17 protein-coding genes are annotated in these 15,951 nt (G+C 70.1%); 6 read left to right on the top strand and 11 right to left on the bottom strand.

All coding sequences use genetic code 11. The features are described 5' to 3' along the window. Window positions 1-91 precede the first annotated feature (91 nt). The gene (locus tag ACFVWW_RS22410; RefSeq protein WP_384185508.1) at window positions 92-1,285 is read right to left on the bottom strand and encodes an argininosuccinate synthase; all 1,194 of its coding nucleotides are present in this window, start codon (window positions 1,283-1,285) and stop codon (window positions 92-94) included. Window positions 1,286-1,347: 62 nt separating this feature from the next. Beyond that, a complete protein-coding gene (locus tag ACFVWW_RS22405) occupies window positions 1,348-1,785 on the bottom strand; it encodes a DUF488 domain-containing protein (protein ID WP_384330116.1) in 438 nt (145 codons plus the stop codon). Window positions 1,786-1,868: 83 nt separating this feature from the next. Between ACFVWW_RS22405 and ACFVWW_RS22400 the strand changes: the two genes are divergently transcribed. Beyond that, entirely contained in the window at window positions 1,869-2,471 is a 603-nt protein-coding gene (locus ACFVWW_RS22400; protein WP_384185503.1) for a pyridoxamine 5'-phosphate oxidase family protein, read from the top strand. A gap of 14 nt (window positions 2,472-2,485) precedes the next feature. Here ACFVWW_RS22400 and ACFVWW_RS22395 read toward each other — a convergent pair whose 3' ends face one another. The 6 genes from ACFVWW_RS22395 to ACFVWW_RS22370 form a co-directional block, all read right to left on the bottom strand. Further along, complete coding sequence (locus ACFVWW_RS22395; protein WP_384185500.1) at window positions 2,486-3,022, bottom strand: arginine repressor; 537 nt, start codon at window positions 3,020-3,022, stop codon at window positions 2,486-2,488. 7 nt (window positions 3,023-3,029) lie between these two features. Continuing rightward, window positions 3,030-4,187: an acetylornithine transaminase gene (locus tag ACFVWW_RS22390; protein ID WP_386878833.1), complete on the bottom strand. Its 1,158-nt coding sequence runs from the start codon at window positions 4,185-4,187 to the stop codon at window positions 3,030-3,032. 38 nt (window positions 4,188-4,225) lie between these two features. Then, entirely contained in the window at window positions 4,226-5,179 is a 954-nt protein-coding gene (argB, locus tag ACFVWW_RS22385; protein WP_386878755.1) for an acetylglutamate kinase, read from the bottom strand. Next, the gene (gene argJ, locus ACFVWW_RS22380) at window positions 5,176-6,345 is read right to left on the bottom strand and encodes a bifunctional glutamate N-acetyltransferase/amino-acid acetyltransferase ArgJ (RefSeq protein ID WP_386878754.1); all 1,170 of its coding nucleotides are present in this window, start codon (window positions 6,343-6,345) and stop codon (window positions 5,176-5,178) included. Before argJ ends, argB begins: the two co-directional genes overlap by 4 nt. Beyond that, window positions 6,342-7,370: an N-acetyl-gamma-glutamyl-phosphate reductase gene (gene argC / locus ACFVWW_RS22375; protein ID WP_386878753.1), complete on the bottom strand. Its 1,029-nt coding sequence runs from the start codon at window positions 7,368-7,370 to the stop codon at window positions 6,342-6,344. Before argC ends, argJ begins: the two co-directional genes overlap by 4 nt. Before the next feature lie 363 nt (window positions 7,371-7,733). Further along, window positions 7,734-8,225, bottom strand: a complete 492-nt coding sequence (locus ACFVWW_RS22370) for a hypothetical protein (RefSeq protein WP_386878752.1) — start codon at window positions 8,223-8,225, stop codon at window positions 7,734-7,736. Window positions 8,226-8,365: 140 nt separating this feature from the next. Between ACFVWW_RS22370 and ACFVWW_RS22365 the strand changes: the two genes are divergently transcribed. The 3 genes from ACFVWW_RS22365 to ACFVWW_RS22355 all read left to right on the top strand — a co-directional run bounded on the left by ACFVWW_RS22365 (window position 8,366) and on the right by ACFVWW_RS22355 (window position 10,441). Then, entirely contained in the window at window positions 8,366-8,623 is a 258-nt protein-coding gene (locus ACFVWW_RS22365; RefSeq protein WP_384185481.1) for a hypothetical protein, read from the top strand. 229 nt (window positions 8,624-8,852) lie between these two features. Then, on the top strand, window positions 8,853-9,236 hold the full coding sequence (locus ACFVWW_RS22360) for a hypothetical protein (protein WP_386878751.1): 384 nt from the start codon (window positions 8,853-8,855) through the stop codon (window positions 9,234-9,236). A 107-nt stretch (window positions 9,237-9,343) separates the two neighbouring features. Continuing rightward, entirely contained in the window at window positions 9,344-10,441 is a 1,098-nt protein-coding gene (locus tag ACFVWW_RS22355) for a barstar family protein (RefSeq protein ID WP_386878750.1), read from the top strand. A gap of 22 nt (window positions 10,442-10,463) precedes the next feature. Here ACFVWW_RS22355 and ACFVWW_RS22350 read toward each other — a convergent pair whose 3' ends face one another. From ACFVWW_RS22350 to ACFVWW_RS22340, 3 genes are all read right to left on the bottom strand, one after another. Then, on the bottom strand, window positions 10,464-11,003 hold the full coding sequence (locus tag ACFVWW_RS22350) for an ATP-binding protein (protein WP_384330094.1): 540 nt from the start codon (window positions 11,001-11,003) through the stop codon (window positions 10,464-10,466). A gap of 362 nt (window positions 11,004-11,365) precedes the next feature. After that, a complete protein-coding gene (locus ACFVWW_RS22345; protein WP_386878749.1) occupies window positions 11,366-12,163 on the bottom strand; it encodes a hypothetical protein in 798 nt (265 codons plus the stop codon). Between the two features lie 82 nt (window positions 12,164-12,245). Beyond that, window positions 12,246-12,872, bottom strand: a complete 627-nt coding sequence (locus ACFVWW_RS22340; RefSeq protein ID WP_386878748.1) for a TetR/AcrR family transcriptional regulator — start codon at window positions 12,870-12,872, stop codon at window positions 12,246-12,248. A 119-nt stretch (window positions 12,873-12,991) separates the two neighbouring features. On the opposite strand from ACFVWW_RS22340, the gene ACFVWW_RS22335 reads away from it, so the two are divergent. Together ACFVWW_RS22335 and ACFVWW_RS22330 are read left to right on the top strand one after the other, a co-directional pair. Then, window positions 12,992-14,014 carry a hypothetical protein gene (locus tag ACFVWW_RS22335; protein WP_386878747.1) on the top strand — a complete coding sequence of 341 codons (1,023 nt, stop codon included), beginning with the start codon at window positions 12,992-12,994 and terminating at the stop codon, window positions 14,012-14,014. Between the two features lie 198 nt (window positions 14,015-14,212). Next, window positions 14,213-15,829 (top strand): SMI1/KNR4 family protein, encoded by a 1,617-nt coding sequence (locus ACFVWW_RS22330; protein ID WP_386878746.1) that lies wholly within the window; start codon window positions 14,213-14,215, stop codon window positions 15,827-15,829. Window positions 15,830-15,951: the final 122 nt, after the last annotated feature.

Genomic DNA, 15,951 nt, shown 5'->3' with positions numbered 1-15,951 from the left:
CGCGGAGGAACGGGGAGGCGGCAGTCGTACGGGGGACCAGGCAGAGCCTGACGTGAGGCCGGGCCAGGTCCTGAGGCCGGGCCAGGCCGGGTCAGGCCAGATCGCGCCGTGCGGCGATCTTCGACGACAGGCCGAAGATCTCGATGAAGCCCTGCGCCTTGGACTGGTCGAAGGTGTCGCCCGAGTCGTAGGTGGCGAGGTTGAAGTCGTACAGCGACTCGTCCGACTTACGGCCGGTGACCACGGCCCGGCCGCCGCTCAGGGTCATCCGGATGTCGCCGGTGACATGCTGGTTGGCCTCGTTGATGAAGCCGTCCAGGGCGCGCTTGAGCGGGGAGAACCACAGGCCGTCGTAGACCATCTCGCCCCAGCGCTGCTCGACCTGCCGCTTGTAGCGGGCCAGCTCGCGCTCGACGGTGACGTTCTCCAGCTCCTGGTGCGCGGTGATCAGCGCGATGGCGCCCGGGGCCTCGTACACCTCACGGGACTTGATGCCCACGAGCCGGTCCTCGACCATGTCGATCCGGCCGATGCCCTGGGCGCCGGCGCGCTCGTTGAGCTGCTGGATGGCCTGGAGGACGGTCACGGGCCTGCCGTCGATGGCGACCGGGACGCCTTCCTTGAAGGAGATGACGACCTCGTCGGCCTCGCGGGCGACGGCGGGGTTCTGCGTGTACTCGTAGATGTCCTCGATCGGCGCGTTCCAGATGTCCTCCAGGAAGCCCGTCTCGACGGCGCGTCCGAAGACGTTCTGGTCGATGGAGTACGGGGACTTCTTGGTGGTCGCGATCGGGAGGTTCTTCTCCTCGCAGAAGGCAATCGCCTTGTCACGGGTCATCGCGTAGTCGCGGACCGGGGCGATGCACTTCAGGTCGGGGCCGAGCGCGGAGATACCGGCCTCGAACCGCACCTGGTCGTTGCCCTTGCCGGTGCAGCCGTGGGCGACGATGCCCGCGTTGTGCTTGTTCGCGGCGGCGACCAGGTGCTTGACGATCGTCGGCCGGGAGAGGGCGGAGACCAGCGGGTAGCGGTCCATGTAGAGGGCGTTGGCCTTGATCGCCGGGAGGCAGTACTCCTCGGCGAACTCGTCCTTCGCGTCCGCGACCTCGGCCTCGACGGCGCCGCAGGCGAGCGCGCGCTTGCGGATGACGTCCAGGTCCTCGCCACCCTGGCCGACGTCCACGGCGACGGCGATGACCTCGGCGCCCGTCTCCTCGGCGATCCAGCCGATGGCGACGGAGGTGTCCAGGCCTCCCGAGTAGGCGAGTACGACGCGCTCGGTCACGGGTATCTCCTTACGGTGCATTCACTGATGGGTATAACTATGCAGTGCACCGTATGGTTTTGTCAACGCGCCCTCTTGCGCACCTCCGCCGCCAGCAGCGGAGCGTGGCTGTAGCGCAGCTCCTTGGTGGCCGTGAGCAGGGTGAGGGTGTCCTCGCCCGCCAGTTCACCCAGCCGGGCGAGGTCGTGCTCGGGGCCGGGTCCGGCCAGTTCGGCTGCGTACCGCCGGGAGAACTCCTCGAACCGCTCCGGATCGTGTCCGTACCACTTCCGCAGCTCGTCCGAGGGCGCGGCGCCCTTCAGCCACTCGTCCAGCGCGGCCGCGCTCTTCGCCAGGCCGCGCGGCCAGAGCCGGTCCACCAGCACCCGGGCCCCGTCGGCCGGCTCCGGCGCTTCGTACACCCGGCGGACCCGCACCTCGTGCGCCGGCCGCGCCTTCTGTGTCTGCTGCGGCCTCTGGGTCTGCTGCGGCTTCTGTGTCTGCTGCGCCTTCTTCGTCATCGCTCCATGGTGCGACCGCCGGGACCGTCCCACCTGCCGAAAACCGCCTTCCCGTCCGATCGCCGGCGCGGATAATTCATGGCATGGGAAAGCTCTACGAACGGATCGACGGCCGGATTCGCACCTTCATCGAGGAACAGCCCGTCTTCTTCACCGCCACCGCGCCACTCGCGGACGACGGCCATCTCAATCTCTCGCCCAAGGGGCGGGCGGGAACCCTCGTCGTGCTCGACGAGATGAACCTGGCCTATCTCGACTTCGGCGGCAGCGGCGCCGAGACCATCGCGCATCTGCGCGAGAACGGCCGCATCACCCTGATGTGGTGCGCGTTCACCGGACCGCCCAAGGTGCTGCGGGTGCACGGCCGGGGCGAGCCGGTCTTCCGTGACGACCCCCGCTGGGCGCAGTACATCACTCACTTCAAGGAGACGGATGGGCCCTCCGCCCGCGCCATCATCCTGATCCGCGCCCAGCGCGTCAGTGACGCCTGCGGGTTCGCCGTCCCCTTCCTGGACTACCGCGAGGAGCGCACGCAGCACGCCGAACACTTCGGCCGGAAGTCGGACGAGGAGTTCGCCGCGTACTGCGAGAAGAAGGATCACGTCGGGGTGAGCCTGGACGGCCTGCCGGCGCTGCCCCTCCCGCTTCCGCCGCGCACCGACCTGGCCCCCGCCGCGAACGTCTAGGCCCCGCCGGACGGTCAGCGGTCGTTCTGGGCCAGCTTCAGCAGATGGTCCGCGAGCGCCTGGCCGCCCGCCGGGTCGCGGCTGATCAGCATCAGGGTGTCGTCGCCCGCGATGGTCCCGAGGACGTCGTTCAGTTCGGCCTGGTCGATGGCCGAGGCGAGGAACTGGGCCGCGCCCGGGGGCGTGCGCAGGACGACGAGATTGGCCGAGGCCTCGGCGGAGATCAGCAGTTCGCCGGAGAGCCTGCGCATCCGCTCCTCCTTCGCCGACTCCCCCAGCGGGGCGTGCGGCGTGCGGTAGCCGCCCTCGCTGGGGACCGCGTAGATCAGCTCGCCGCCGGTGTTTCGGATCTTCACCGCGCCCAGTTCGTCCAGGTCCCGGGAGAGCGTCGCCTGGGTGACGCTCAGCCCGTCGTCCGCGAGGAGTTTCGCCAGCTGGCTCTGGGAGCGCACCGGCTGCCGGTTGAGGATGTCGACGATCCGGCGGTGGCGGGCGGTTCTGGTCTGCGGCACGGACGGCCCGCCGTGCTCGGTTTCCTGGGCCTCGGTCATCGTCGTCTCATTCCCCGGATCGTCCGTCCCCGTGTGCGCTGCCGAGGATGCCGGGCAGCGCCCTCAGCAGCGTGTCCACCTCGTCGTCGCCGATGATCAGCGGGGGCATGAGCCGTACGACGTCGGGGGCGGGCACGTTCACCAGGAATCCGGCACCCTGAGCCGCCTGTTGCACCTGAGGCGCGAGCGGCTCGGTGAGCACGATACCCAGGAGCAGGCCCGAGCCACGGACGTGGGAGACCAATGGGTGGCCGAGGGCCTCGATGCCGTCCCGCAGCTTCTCGCCGAGACGCTTCACCTGGTCGAGGAGTCCCTCGGCCGCGAGCGTGTCGAGGACGGCGAGTCCGGCGGCGCAGGCGACCGGATTGCCGCCGAACGTCGTGCCGTGCTGGCCCGGCAGGAGCAGATCGGCGGCCTCGCCGAAAGCGATGGCCGCGCCCAGCGGCAGCCCGCCGCCGAGCCCCTTGGCGAGGGTGACGACATCGGGCTCGACGCCCTGGTGGGCCTGGTGCTCGAACCAGTGGCCGGTCCTGCCGACGCCCGTCTGGACCTCGTCGAGGACGAGCAGGGTGCCGGTGGCGCGGGTGATCTCCCTGGCCGCCTCCAGATAGCCCTTGGGCGGGACGACCACGCCGTTCTCACCCTGGATCGGCTCGATGATCACGAAGGCCGTCTCTTCGGTGACCGCGGCCCGCAGCGCCTCGGCGTCCCCGTACGGGACATGGGTGACCTCCCCGGGCAGCGGCAGGAAGGACTGCCGCTTCGGGGGCTGGCCGGTGAGGGCGAGCGCGCCCATGGTGCGGCCGTGGAAGCCGCCGTCGGTGGCGACCATGTGCGAACGGCCGGTCAGCCGGCCGATCTTGAACGCGGCCTCGTTGGCCTCGGCGCCCGAGTTGCAGAAGAACACCCGGCCGGGACGGCCGAAGAGCTGGATCAGCCGTTCGGCGAGGGCGACGGGCGGCTCGGCGACGAAGAGGTTGGAGACATGGCCGAGGGAGGCGATCTGCCGGGAGACGGCCTCGACGACGGCGGGATGTGCGTGGCCGAGCGCGTTCACCGCGATACCGCCGACGAAGTCGGTGTACGGATTGCCGTCCGCGTCCCAGACGGTGGCGCCGGCGCCACGGACGAGGGAGAGCTGCGGCGTGCCGTAGTTGTCCGTCATCACGCCCTGCCAGCGCTGTACGAGCTCCTGGTTGCCGGTCACTGTGCTGCTCCCCCTTCGGATGGGTGCGGTGCCTGCGGTGCGTCCGGTACGCCCGGGTCACCGGGGGCGTCGGGCACGACCATCGTGCCGATGCCCTCGTCGGTGAAGATCTCCAGCAGGATCGAGTGCGGAACCCGGCCGTCGATCACGCGGGCGGTGATGACCCCGTTGCGTACGGCGAACAGGCAGCCCTCCATCTTCGGCACCATGCCGCTGGACAGCTCGGGCAGCAGCTTCTCCAGCTCGGTGGCGGTCAGCCGGCTGATCACGTCGTCGCTGTTGGGCCAGTCCTCGTACAGTCCCTCGACGTCGGTGAGGACCATCAGCGTCTCGGCGCCCAGCGCCGCGGCGAGGGCGGCGGCCGCCGTGTCGGCGTTGACGTTGTAGACATGCCCGTCGTCGGTGCTGCGCGCGATGGAGGAGATGACCGGGATCCGGCCGTCCCCCAGCAGCGCTTCGATGGCGCCCGTGTCGATCGCGGTGATCTCGCCGACCCGGCCGATGTCGACCAGCTCTCCGTCGATCAGCGGCCGGTGCTGGGTCGCGGAGATGGTGTGCGCGTCCTCGCCGGTCATGCCGACGGCGAGCGGGCCGTGCTGGTTGAGCAGCCCGACCAGCTCGCGCTGGACCTGTCCGGCCAGCACCATCCGTACGACGTCCATCGCCTCGGGCGTGGTGACGCGCAGCCCGGCCTTGAACTCGCTGACCAGGCCGTGCCGGTCGAGCTGGGCGCTGATCTGCGGGCCGCCGCCGTGCACGACGACCGGTTTGAGGCCGGCCTGCCGCAGGAAGACGACATCCTGGGCGAAGGCGGCCTTGAGCTCCTCGTCCACCATGGCGTTGCCGCCGAACTTGATGACGACGGTCTTGCCGTTGTGCCGGGTGAGCCAGGGCAGCGCCTCGATGAGGATCTGCGCTTTGGGCAGCGCGGTGTGCTTCCGGGCGCTCACGAGCTGTACGCGCTGTTCTCGTGGACGTACTCGGCGGTGAGGTCGTTGGCCCAGATGACGGCGGTGTCCGTACCGGCGGCCAGGTCGGCGGTGATACGCACCTCGCGGTAGCGCATGTCGATGAGGTCGCGGTCCTCGCCGACGGAGCCGTTCTTGCAGACCCAGACGTCGTTGATGGCGACATTGAGCTGGTCGGGCTCGAAGGCGGCGTGCGTCGTACCGATCGCGGAGAGCACCCGGCCCCAGTTGGGGTCCTCGCCGTGGATGGCGCACTTGAGGAGGTTGTTCCGGGCGATGGAACGGCCCACCTCGACGGCGTCGTCCTCGGTCGCGGCGTTGATCACTTCGATACGGATGTCCTTGGAGGCGCCCTCGGCGTCCCCGATCAGCTGACGTGCGAGGTCGGCGCAGACCGTACGGACGGCCTCGGCGAACGCGTCGTACGCGGGCGTCACGCCGGACGCGCCGGAGGCGAGCAGCAGCACGGTGTCGTTGGTGGACATGCAGCCGTCGGAGTCGACCCGGTCGAAGGTGGTACGGGTTGCGGCGCGCAGCGCGGTGTCCAGCGCCGGTGCCTCGATGTCGGCGTCGGTGGTGAGGACGACGAGCATGGTGGCGAGGCCGGGTGCGAGCATGCCCGCGCCCTTGGCCATGCCGCCGACGGTCCAGCGCTCGCCGGCGCTGTTCTCGCCGCCCGCGACGGCGGTCTTGTGGACGGTGTCGGTGGTCTTGATGGCCAGGGCGGCCTTCTCGCCGCCGTGCGCGGAGAGTTCGGCCGCGGCCTTCTCGATTCCCGGCAGCAGCTTGTCCATCGGGAGCAGCAGGCCGATCAGCCCGGTCGAGGCGACCGCGATCTCGCCCGCGCTGTGTCCTTCGAGGACCTCGGCGGTCTTCTCGGCGGTGGCGTGGGTGTCCTGGAAGCCTCGCGGGCCGGTACAGGCGTTGGCGCCGCCGGAGTTGAGGACGACGGCCGTGACCTCACCGCCCTTGAGGACCTGCTCGGACCAGAGGACGGGCGCGGCCTTGACACGGTTGGAGGTGAAGACGCCCGCGGCGGCTCGGCGCGGCCCGTTGTTGACCACGAGGGCCAGGTCCGGGTTGCCGTTCTCCTTGATCCCGGCGGCGATGCCCGCCGCCGTGAATCCCTTGGCTGCCGTGACACTCACGGTGCGACTCCGATCGTGGAAAGTCCGGTGTCCTCGGGGAGTCCGAGGGCGATGTTCATGCTCTGCACCGCGCCGCCTGCGGTGCCCTTGGTGAGGTTGTCGATGGCGCTGATCGCGATGACGCGCCCTGCGGCCTCGTCGTACGCGACCTGGATCTGCGCGGCGTTCGAGCCGTAGACGGACGCGGTCGCGGGCCACCGGCCCTCGGGAAGGAGATGGACGAACGGCTCGTCGGCGAAGGCCTTCTCGTACGCGGCCCGTACGTCCTGGGCCGTGGTGCCGGGCTTCGCCTTGGCGGAGCAGGTGGCGAGGATGCCGCGCGGCATCGGGGCGAGGGTCGGGGTGAAGGAGACGGTGACCCGCTCCCCGGCCGCCTCGCTGAGGTTCTGGATCATCTCGGGGGTGTGCCGGTGGCCGCCGCCGACGCCGTACGGCGTCATGGAGCCCATGACCTCGGAGCCGAGCAGATGCGGCTTGGCCGCCTTGCCCGCCCCGGAGCTCCCGGACGCCGCGGTGATCACCGCCTCGGGCTCGGCCAGGCCCGCCGCGTACGCCGGGAAGAGTGCGAGCGAGACGGCCGTGGGATAGCAGCCGGGCACCGCGACACGCTTGGACCCCTCCAGCGCGGCGCGGGCACCCGGCAGCTCGGGGAGGCCGTACGGCCAGGTCCCGGCGTGTGCGGAGCCGTAGAACCGCTCCCAGTCGGCCGCGTCCTTCAGCCGGAAGTCGGCGCCCATGTCGATGACGAGCACCTCGTCCCCGAGCTGCTCGGCCACGGCCGCGGACTGCCCGTGCGGCAGCGCGAGAAACACGACGTCATGCCCGGCAAGCACCTCGGCCGTGGTCTCCCCCAGAACCCGCTCGGCCAACGGCAGCAAATGCGGCTGCAACCCACCGAGCCGCTGCCCCGCGTTCGAGTTCCCGGTCAGGGCGCCGATGTCGATGCGGGGGTGGGCGAGGAGCAGCCGGAGCACTTCCCCGCCCGCATATCCACTCGCCCCTGCCACTGCCGCACGTACAGCCATCGAAACCCTCCTCGGTAATGGCATGACTATACGTCCCCCCGCAGCTTTATGCAATGAGCTCACGACTCCATGATCGCGACGTGAGACTGATGTGACTGAGCGGCTGAGTTGGCCCTTTAGCGCTTGAGTTGGCGGCGGTTGGTGAGTAGCGCTCTGTAGCCGCAGCTTCCCGCAGACCGGCGGGAAGCTGCGGCCCTTCGACCTGCACCGATGGCTAACCAGGTACGACCGGGGCGGTCGCCCGCACCCCCGCGAGCACGACGCTGCCGCGGCGGCGCTTCACGCGGTAGAGCCCCACGGCCCGGGGGCGGGGCGGAGCCAGGCCGCCGGTCTAGTCATTGCCATCTAACACCTGACGAGCCGTCACTTTCCCGGGTAGTCGTCGATCACGTAGGTGGCCTTGTCGCCGTATGCATACAGGTTGAAAACCCTGCTGGTCGCTCCGACCTTGAAGTCCACGTAGTCCCAGGACTTGCGGTTGGCCCGGAAGTTGAGTTGCTGGGGCGTGTCGTCGCACCAGAAGCTCTTGTACTCCCAGGCACCGTGGTTGGAACCGTATCCGAGGGAGACGGACTGGCGGGTTGCGGCGCCCGAGGCGCAAGAAGCGTCCAGCTCGCCCCGGACGATGTAGCCGCTGCCGCCATCCGGGCTGACCGTGCCTCTGAACTCGACGTGGTACTGCGCGTTCCCGAGGTCGTCGCTGTCGTAGTAGAAGACATGCACGTCCTTTGTCGCAGCCTGCGCCGGGCCGGCGGTGGCCAAGGGGAGGGCGAGGGCGCCGAACGCGGCAGCCGCCACGGCCAGGCGCCGGACGAGGGAGCGGCAGGTCGGCCTGACGGCCTGTTCAGTGATCATGCGAGTCTCACATTCTGTGCTTGCTTGGTCGCTTTGAGTGACGAGACTGCAGTATGTCATTCCGGAGTGGATGGCATTTCCCGCGCTCAGCGGGGCCAACTCAAGCGCTAAAAGGCCAACTCAACCGCTCAGTCACAACGGTGAGACTGAGCGCCTGGTCGGCCTATGTCGAATCCGAGTACTTCGGCGGAACGGGCGAGGAGAACACCGCCGTCTGGCGGGACGGACGCCTGGCCCTTGGCCCGTTGCATCTCCTTGAAGGAGATCCCGTCTCCGCCCAGGGGTCACCGGTCGCGCGGGCGCTTCGCGAGCTCGGCATCCAGCCCGCCGGTTCAAGCGACGAGTTCGCCGTAGCTGGACTTGACCAGCACCGTGAGAGCGAGAGCTGGCTCTCCTGAACATCGTGCCAACGGCTTCATCCGAGCCGCCTGCCACCGCGAATCGCCCGGCAGACTGCCCGCCGCTTTCGCGGAGACTGAGCGGCTGAGTTGGCCCTTTGGCGCTTGAGTTGGTCCGTGAGCGGGGGGTTGGACTGTTGGGTCTCTGTACTCCGCGCTTTTCGCGCAGCAGGTTTTCCGCTCGCGATATGCCGTAGCTGTCGGGCGGCCCGGCGGGCAGACTGCGCACATGCAGCTCCCCGCCGAAGCCGTTGCCGCCACCGATCTGATCGAGGTCGTCAGGATCTCCGGCCTGCCGGCCAAGCGGGGCGTTCCCTACCCCGGCAGGGCGGTCGCCCACTGGATCGGGAGCGAGGCCACCGACGTCCTGACCTTGATCGAGAACCTGCCCGGCAGCGAACAGCACCGCTGCGGCTTCTCGCCGGGCTGGGGCGTCCGGGCGTACGAGGACTCTCTCGATCTGGCGCTGTTCGAGGCAGCGTTCTGTTTCAGCTGCCACGAGGTCCGCATGCACGGAACGGCCGTGCCACCCGCGCTGGCCACGCAGTTCTTCGACGTGGACACCACGCCGGCCCAGACCCTTTTGGCCCTCTTCCGAGCGGCGGCCCCGTAGCCCGCCGACACCGAGCAAGCGCCGCCGGCCAAGGGCAGCCCCTGACTGTGTGCCCGGCGGGAGCGCCCGGCTTCGGCGTCGGAGCGTGGTCGAAGCGTGGTCGGAGCATGATTCGCACCGTGTATGAGGATGAGAACCATGGCGGGCACACGCGGTACACGCTGACCGAGACAGAGCACGGCCATGCCTGGGGCATCTGCGTCGAGGCGGAGGGTCTGTTCGGGAACCCCCGGCGTGGGACGTACGAGATGCTCGGCTGGGTGCCGGACAGAGCTGAGGTGCACGGCTGGGTCGGCAGCCGGGTGTGGCTGGTGCCGGACGACGAGGCACTTGAGCCCTGGCTGCTGGAGGACGCGGAGAGCCTGGGGCAGCTCGCCGGGGCGGACAGTCTCGTGCTCACCGGCCTGGACGACTACGAAGGCCAGCCGGAGGGACACACGGGCCCCGTCCGCGTACACGACGGGCACCGGTGGCTGGGCTCGTGCCAGGAATTCGCCCGTGTCCTGCCGCACGAGCAGGCGGCGCCTCCGCTCGTCCTGCGAGGACTCGCCCCGGGTGATCAGCTGCGGGCGGCGCTGATGAAGGGCACCCGGCGGGCGCTGGATCTGGCGGAGGCCGCCCTTGAGATACGGGATGACCAGGGCGAGCCGCTCACCCAATGCCTGCTGTGGAGCCGAGTCAGCGCCTGGCGCCCCTCCTCCTACGGGACGGATCTGATCGACCTGGAGCTCGACGGAGAGCTCTTCACGCCCGTTCCCGAATACGCCCGGCCCGTCTGGGAGCGATGGCTCGCCGGGCCGCCGGACACCCTGGGCGCCTGGAGCAGCCTCGACACCCGACTCCGCAGGGCCTGGCTCGAACTCGTACGGGAGCGGGCCTGCCGACGCGCCCACCATGCCCGGCCGGCCGGGCACGCATACGAACTCGACGGCCGCCGCATCACCGATGAGGCGGGCCTTTACCTGGCGCTCGGCGAGGCGGTGAACGGGCCCGGCGGCTACTTCGGCGGTTGCCTGGCCGCCCTGGACGACTGCCTGCGCGGCACATTCGGCTACACCGCCCCCGCCACCCTGCTCTGGCGGAACGCCGCCACCGCACGCGAGCACCTGTCCCAGACCCTGAAAGCGGACGGCCGGCCCTACGACCTGTTCTCCGAGGTCCTCGACGTCCTGGCCGAGGGCGGCATGCACGTCACCTTGGCATGACTTCGCCCCGCCCGCCCGGTACCTACGACTCCCCGCCCCTCTCCGTCTTGACGGCCTCCGCGATCTGCAGGGCGGCCTGGGCGGGCGTGAGGTGCGTGGTGTCGACGACCTCTGCCTCGCCGTGCAGCCACGTGCGGGCCGCCTCGGCGTAGGGCTCAAGGTATGTGAGGCGGAATGGGGAGGGGCCAAGAACAGCGTCCCCCTCGATGCGCCCGCGAAGGGTGTCCTGGTCAGCGTGGAGGACGAAGTGCCTTACCGGGATGGCATGTTGGGCGAGGCCCGTGCTGATCTCGCGCCAGTACTGCTCGACCAGGACAGTCATGGGCATCACCAGGGTGCCGCCGGTGTAGTCGAGTACGCGGCGGGCGGTCTCTACGACCAGCTGCCGCCACGGCGGCCAGTCCTGGAAGTTGCCCGTCCAGGGCAGCCCCGGCGTGACGTCCATGAGCGTCTCGCCGACCTTCTCGGCGTCGAACACCCGTGAATCCGGGATCAGCTGCTGCACGAGTGCACTGGTCGTCGTCTTGCCTGCGCCGTGGGTGCCGTTGAGCCATACGATCATGGGCCCGACGCTAGCGGTGTGCGGACCGCGGGCCGGTGCCCATCACGTCACAGAACAGGCACGGCAGAAGACCGTACGGCCTCGGCGTCTCATCGGCGCCGGTCACCGGACGTTGGGTGGACCGTGTCGTCGGGATCGACGACGTCCGAGTCGACGTCGCGATGACGCGGACCCCGGAGCCGGTGCCGGTGGCCCGCAGGCCGAGGTCGACGTGGGCGGTGAAGGGGTGTGCCGCGAGCCGTTCCGCGTGGAGGCTGCGCCCGTAGCGGTCGTAGGTCTCGACCGGGCGGGGCCGCTCGGCCGGCAGGCTCGCGCGCCGTCAGCGGGCCGGGTCGGCCTGTGCGATGAGGAGTGCCGCAGGATCAGAGCGGGAGTACCGGCCGGGTGGAGAAGTCCTCGTAGAGGCCTTCACCGTCCGGGCCGTAGGCGAACTCGGCCATATAAGGGTTGCGGTTGGCGGTGGCCAGGGGCAGCCACGCCAGCATGTAGCCATATCCCCCGCACACCGACTCGCCGCCGTCACCACCGTGGACCGCGGTGACGTCGCTCGTCAGCTCCGTCCGGTAGGTGTCGTAGGCGATGTGCAGGCCGAACCCGCTTGGCTGCTCATGCGGGCCGGTGCGGTCCCCGTAGGGGATGCGGTCGAGGGGACAGTCGTTGCCCCACCGGAACAGAGTGTCCGCGCCCGCTCCACAGGCGTGCTCCCACTCGTCCGAGCTCGGCATCCGCAGGCCACGAGCCGCAAGGACGGCCGGCATGTCGGCAGGCGGTTCGGTGAGGTTCTCGTCCTCCACAGCCATGAGCACAGTGGCCAGGACGGCACTCCGGCGGGGGCTGAGTAGCTGCGCGAGGTGGGCCCGGAGATCGGAGCCGTAGCCAAAGCCCTGATCCAGGCTCTCCGCATAGTCGGCGACCTGCCCGGGCGTCGGCTGCCAGGCGTCTAGGTCGAATCCGAGCGTCACCGCGCCGCCGGGTATCAGGGCGAATTCCTGCCCGTCCCGCTCGATCCGAACGCGGTGCAGCGGAGCGCCGAGGTGCTCAACCGTCTCCACGACGGTCACGCGGCCATCCACCAGGCGGGCCACCTCCTGGGCGACGCGACGTGCGGCAGACAGCTCGAAGGACCGCCACTGGTCGAGACTGAGATCAGCGAAAGACATGGGCCGCAGTGTCGCACTCAGGTCTGACACAGAGCACCAACGATCGGCCTTCGTCACACCCCCGCGAGTGCCCGCAGGGGGCTCAGTCCGGTGTCGTGGCGCGTTGGCGGATCAGCGGTAGGTAGACCTCGTCGACGATCTCGATGAGGACCTCGTCGGGTGCGGTGGGGACTCCGCGTACGACGAACTCGTTGCGGAGCAGAACCATGGCCACCGTGGCGACCCGGGGATGGAGCGCTTCAGGGGGGGCCTCGCCGCGGGCGACCGCGCGTCCCAGGATGGTCAGCCAGGTGGCGGCTACGGCGTCGGTGGACTGCTCGGGCAGCTGCGCCACGAACTCCGACGCGCCGCCGGCCGCGGACATGAGGTCGCGCAGGACCTTGCCGAGCGGGGAACTCCAGTGACGGTTCGCCCGGCGGAGCAGTTCGAGGACGTCGCCGCGCAGATCGCCGGTGTCGGGGGGGTGGACCGTCGTGGCCAGTCGCCGGTAGGCGGCGATTCCGAGCGCGAGGCGGTTGGGCCAGCGGCGGTAGATCGCGTTCTTGTTGGTGCCGGCGCGTCGGGCGACCCGGTCCATGGTCAGCCCGGCGTATCCGGACTCGGTGAGTTCGTCGGCTGCGGCGCGCAGGATTGCCTCTTCCAGGGCGGCGCCGCGGCGCCGCGTCTGTCCGGCGCCTGGCTGCTTCGTCGGATCGTCATCGTCCGCCATGGCCTCTCCCCTGCACTGCGGTACCGAAGGTTCCTCCTCACTTTGGGCTTGATCCCAGACCACACGCAAGTAAGGTACTACTCGTACCTAATCCGGTCCGATGGAAAGGGGCATGACACGTGCGTGCCAAAGGCATCACCTACGACACCGGCTTCGTCCGCTACGGCGTGAACTCCCGCGAGCGTTTCGACCCGAAGCTGGTCGAGCGTGAGCTACGCGTCATCCGTGACGACCTGCACTGCAACACGGTCCGCGTCACCGGCGGTGACCCCGAACGGTTGGAGCTGATCGCGGGATTCGCCGCCGACCTGGGCCTGGAGGTCTGGTTCTCGCCGTACCCGCTCGAGCTGACCACCGACGAAATGCTGTCGCTGTTCGCCGACTGCGCCGAGCGGGCCGAACGGCTCCGACAGCGCGGCGGCGAGGTCGTGTTCGTCACCGGTGCCGAGCTGAGCCTGATGAACAAAGGGTTCCTGCCCGGCGACACCCTCGACGAGCGGGTCGAACGGCTGACCGGGCCGGACCGCCTGCGCGAGCAGATCGCCGAGGTCGGTGCGCGTGTCAACGACTTCCTCGGCACGGCCGCGGCCCTCGTCCGCGAGCGGTTCGGCGGCAAGATCACCTACGCCGCCGTACCGCTGGAGCGTGTCGACTGGGCCCCCTTCGACATCGTCTCCCTGGATCTCTACCGGACGGCCGGGACCGCCGGCCAGTTCGCCGAGGGCGTCCGCGGCCTCGTCGCGCAGGGGAAGCCGGTCGCGATCACCGAGTTCGGCGCCGCCAGCTACCGCGGCGCGGGCGATGTGGGCGCTCGCGGTCTGGAGATCGTCGAGTACGACAAGGACGCCGGACCGGTCCGCCTGAACGGCGCGTACGACCGCGACGAGCCCGGACAGGCCGCGTATCTGCGCGAGTTGCTCGAGGTCTTCGACACCGAAGGCGTCGACAGTGCGTTCGTGTTCATCTTCGCGCTCTACGACCATGTGCACCGGCCCGGCGGCGATCCCCGCGACGACCTGGACCTGGCCAGCTACGGCATCGTCAAGGTCTTCGACAACGGCCACGGCGACACCTACCCCGACATGCCGTGGGAGCCCAAGGCCGCGTTCACCGCACTTGCCGAGTACTACCGAGAGCACTGAGGCGTCGTGGGCGTCTCGGCCTCGACGAGCGGAGCGCGCGGCCGCACCGCCGAGCAGATCAACGCCGGCGGCAGGCCCACGCTCGCCGGCCCGCCGGGCCATCCACAACGCTCAGCTATACCGCTCGGCTTCATCTGGACGGCTCTGCGATCATGACCGGTTCGCAGGCAGGACAGGAGCGAGACATGGGGGCGGGACATGGTTGAGCAGGCTGCGCGGCGGATCGTCGAGGAGACCGTCGCGAGTGCGCCGGCGGGCTGGACGCGGGCGCTACTGGCCAGCACCGCGGGCCGGGGCAGCATCTCGGTGGCCGGCGGCTACGCCGTCCCCGGCGCGCCCCTGTGGCGCAACCGGGTACCCAGCCTCTTCGAGGAACTGGGCAGGCTGGCGGACGCGTTGCGGAAGGTACGGGGCTGGGAGCGCACCAGCCTGGAGATCGAGTGCCGGCCGTCCGGAGCGTACGGACTGGTCGCGACCACGGACGCGATCAGCAGCCTGCGCGGACGGGACGGCGGTTTCCAGGCCGTCCTGGACCCCGGCTACCGGCTGCCCCAGCCCGGTGTTGAGCAGGAGGAGGGGACAGCCGCACCGGGAGGCGACCCGGCGTTGGCGGTGGCGCGGTTCCGTACGTACATGGAGCGGCGCGCCGCGATCCTGGGGCGGCCCGAGCGACTGCCGCCGCCCGTGTCCGCCGCCGCACTCGACGAGGCCGAACGCCGCATCGGCCGGCCCCTGCCCGCCGATCTGCGGGCGCTGTACCTGATCGCTGACGGCGACGGCGTCGACCACGACCACCTCTACCTGCTCGGGGGCAACGTCTGGATGGCGCTGGAACGTCTGGTCGCCGTCCACAGCGACCAGCGCGAACCGGCCTGGCACAGCTGGGAACTGGGCTGGCACTCGGTCGTCTTCGACGCCGAACCGCACGAGAGCGTCCGGCGTTGCGACGGGCACCCGGCGTGGCTGCCCTTCGCCACCGGCGAGGACGGCAACTACCTCGCGGTGGACCTGTCCCCGGCCCGCAACGGCCGCCCCGGCCAGGTGATCGCCATCGGCCGCGACTACGGCGACGGCCCCGCCTACGTCGCCGACTCGATAACCTCTCTGCTCGGCCACCACCTGGATCAGCTGGAGCAGGGAGCCTACGAGCTGGAGCAAGGAGCCTACGAGAAGGACGGCGACCACCTCTTTCTGCTGGAGGCCGCCGGCAGCCCCGGCACCCGGAGGATCATCGGCGGGATCCCCGACGAGGTCCCGGCCACCCTTCAGGCCATCCACATCAACGACGCCGCCGGCCCGGTCGATCTCGCCCCGCTCACCGCCGGCCCGCACCTGCGGCTGCTGCACCTCAACCGCTGCGCCACCGCCTCCCTGGCACCGATTCGTACGATGCCGGTCGAGGCTGTGCGCGTCACCCTGGACGGCGGCGACCTGACCCCGTTGGAAGGGCACCGCACCCTCACCTCCCTGGACCTGGGGACCACCGCCACCTCCCTGGACCTGGGGACCACCGCTCCGATCGACATCACCCCGCTGCGCACCGTCCCGAACCTGCGCGGCCTGGACCTCTCCCGGGCCACCGTCCGCGACCTGACCGTCCTGACCGACGTGCCCGACCTGCGCTACCTGGCCCTCACCGCTCAGCAGTGGACCACCCTGCTGGACGCGGGCGCGGCACCGCCCACCCTCGCCGCGGCCCGCCTGGCCGACGACGACGTCACCCTCGACGATGCCCTGACCTGGGCGGCCCGCCTCGGCCCGCACAGCCGGGACACGGTCCGCGTCACCGGCACCCTCGGATCTGACGGCGGGTGAGCCCCGGCTGTCCTCTTGACCGGTCACCTTCGTCGTCGCAGACGCGCAATTCCTTCGACAGAGCGCGAACCGGGCTGGCAGGCTACGCACATGACCTACGGAATCGAGTCCCATCGCGCCCG

Origin of the sequence: Streptomyces sp. NPDC058198 (assembly GCF_042882605.1) — a bacterium.
Lineage (GTDB): Bacteria > Actinomycetota > Actinomycetes > Streptomycetales > Streptomycetaceae > Streptomyces.
The sequence above is the reverse complement of the archived record's forward strand: the minus strand, read 5'-3'. Positions and strand labels throughout refer to the sequence as shown.

Coding starts and splice junctions, on each gene's coding strand:
- ACFVWW_RS22405 (WP_384330116.1), bottom strand. CDS start 1,785: ATGACGAAGAAGGCGCAGCAGACACAGAAGCCGCAGCAGACCCAGAGG.
- ACFVWW_RS22400 (WP_384185503.1), top strand. CDS start 1,869: ATGGGAAAGCTCTACGAACGGATCGACGGCCGGATTCGCACCTTCATC.
- ACFVWW_RS22395 (WP_384185500.1), bottom strand. CDS start 3,022: ATGACCGAGGCCCAGGAAACCGAGCACGGCGGGCCGTCCGTGCCGCAG.
- ACFVWW_RS22390 (WP_386878833.1), bottom strand. CDS start 4,187: ATGACGGACAACTACGGCACGCCGCAGCTCTCCCTCGTCCGTGGCGCC.
- argC (WP_386878753.1), bottom strand. CDS start 7,370: ATGGCTGTACGTGCGGCAGTGGCAGGGGCGAGTGGATATGCGGGCGGG.
- ACFVWW_RS22370 (WP_386878752.1), bottom strand. CDS start 8,225: ATGATCACTGAACAGGCCGTCAGGCCGACCTGCCGCTCCCTCGTCCGG.
- ACFVWW_RS22360 (WP_386878751.1), top strand. CDS start 8,853: ATGCAGCTCCCCGCCGAAGCCGTTGCCGCCACCGATCTGATCGAGGTC.
- ACFVWW_RS22355 (WP_386878750.1), top strand. CDS start 9,344: ATGATTCGCACCGTGTATGAGGATGAGAACCATGGCGGGCACACGCGG.
- ACFVWW_RS22350 (WP_384330094.1), bottom strand. CDS start 11,003: ATGATCGTATGGCTCAACGGCACCCACGGCGCAGGCAAGACGACGACC.
- ACFVWW_RS22345 (WP_386878749.1), bottom strand. CDS start 12,163: ATGTCTTTCGCTGATCTCAGTCTCGACCAGTGGCGGTCCTTCGAGCTG.
- ACFVWW_RS22340 (WP_386878748.1), bottom strand. CDS start 12,872: ATGGCGGACGATGACGATCCGACGAAGCAGCCAGGCGCCGGACAGACG.
- ACFVWW_RS22330 (WP_386878746.1), top strand. CDS start 14,213: ATGGTTGAGCAGGCTGCGCGGCGGATCGTCGAGGAGACCGTCGCGAGT.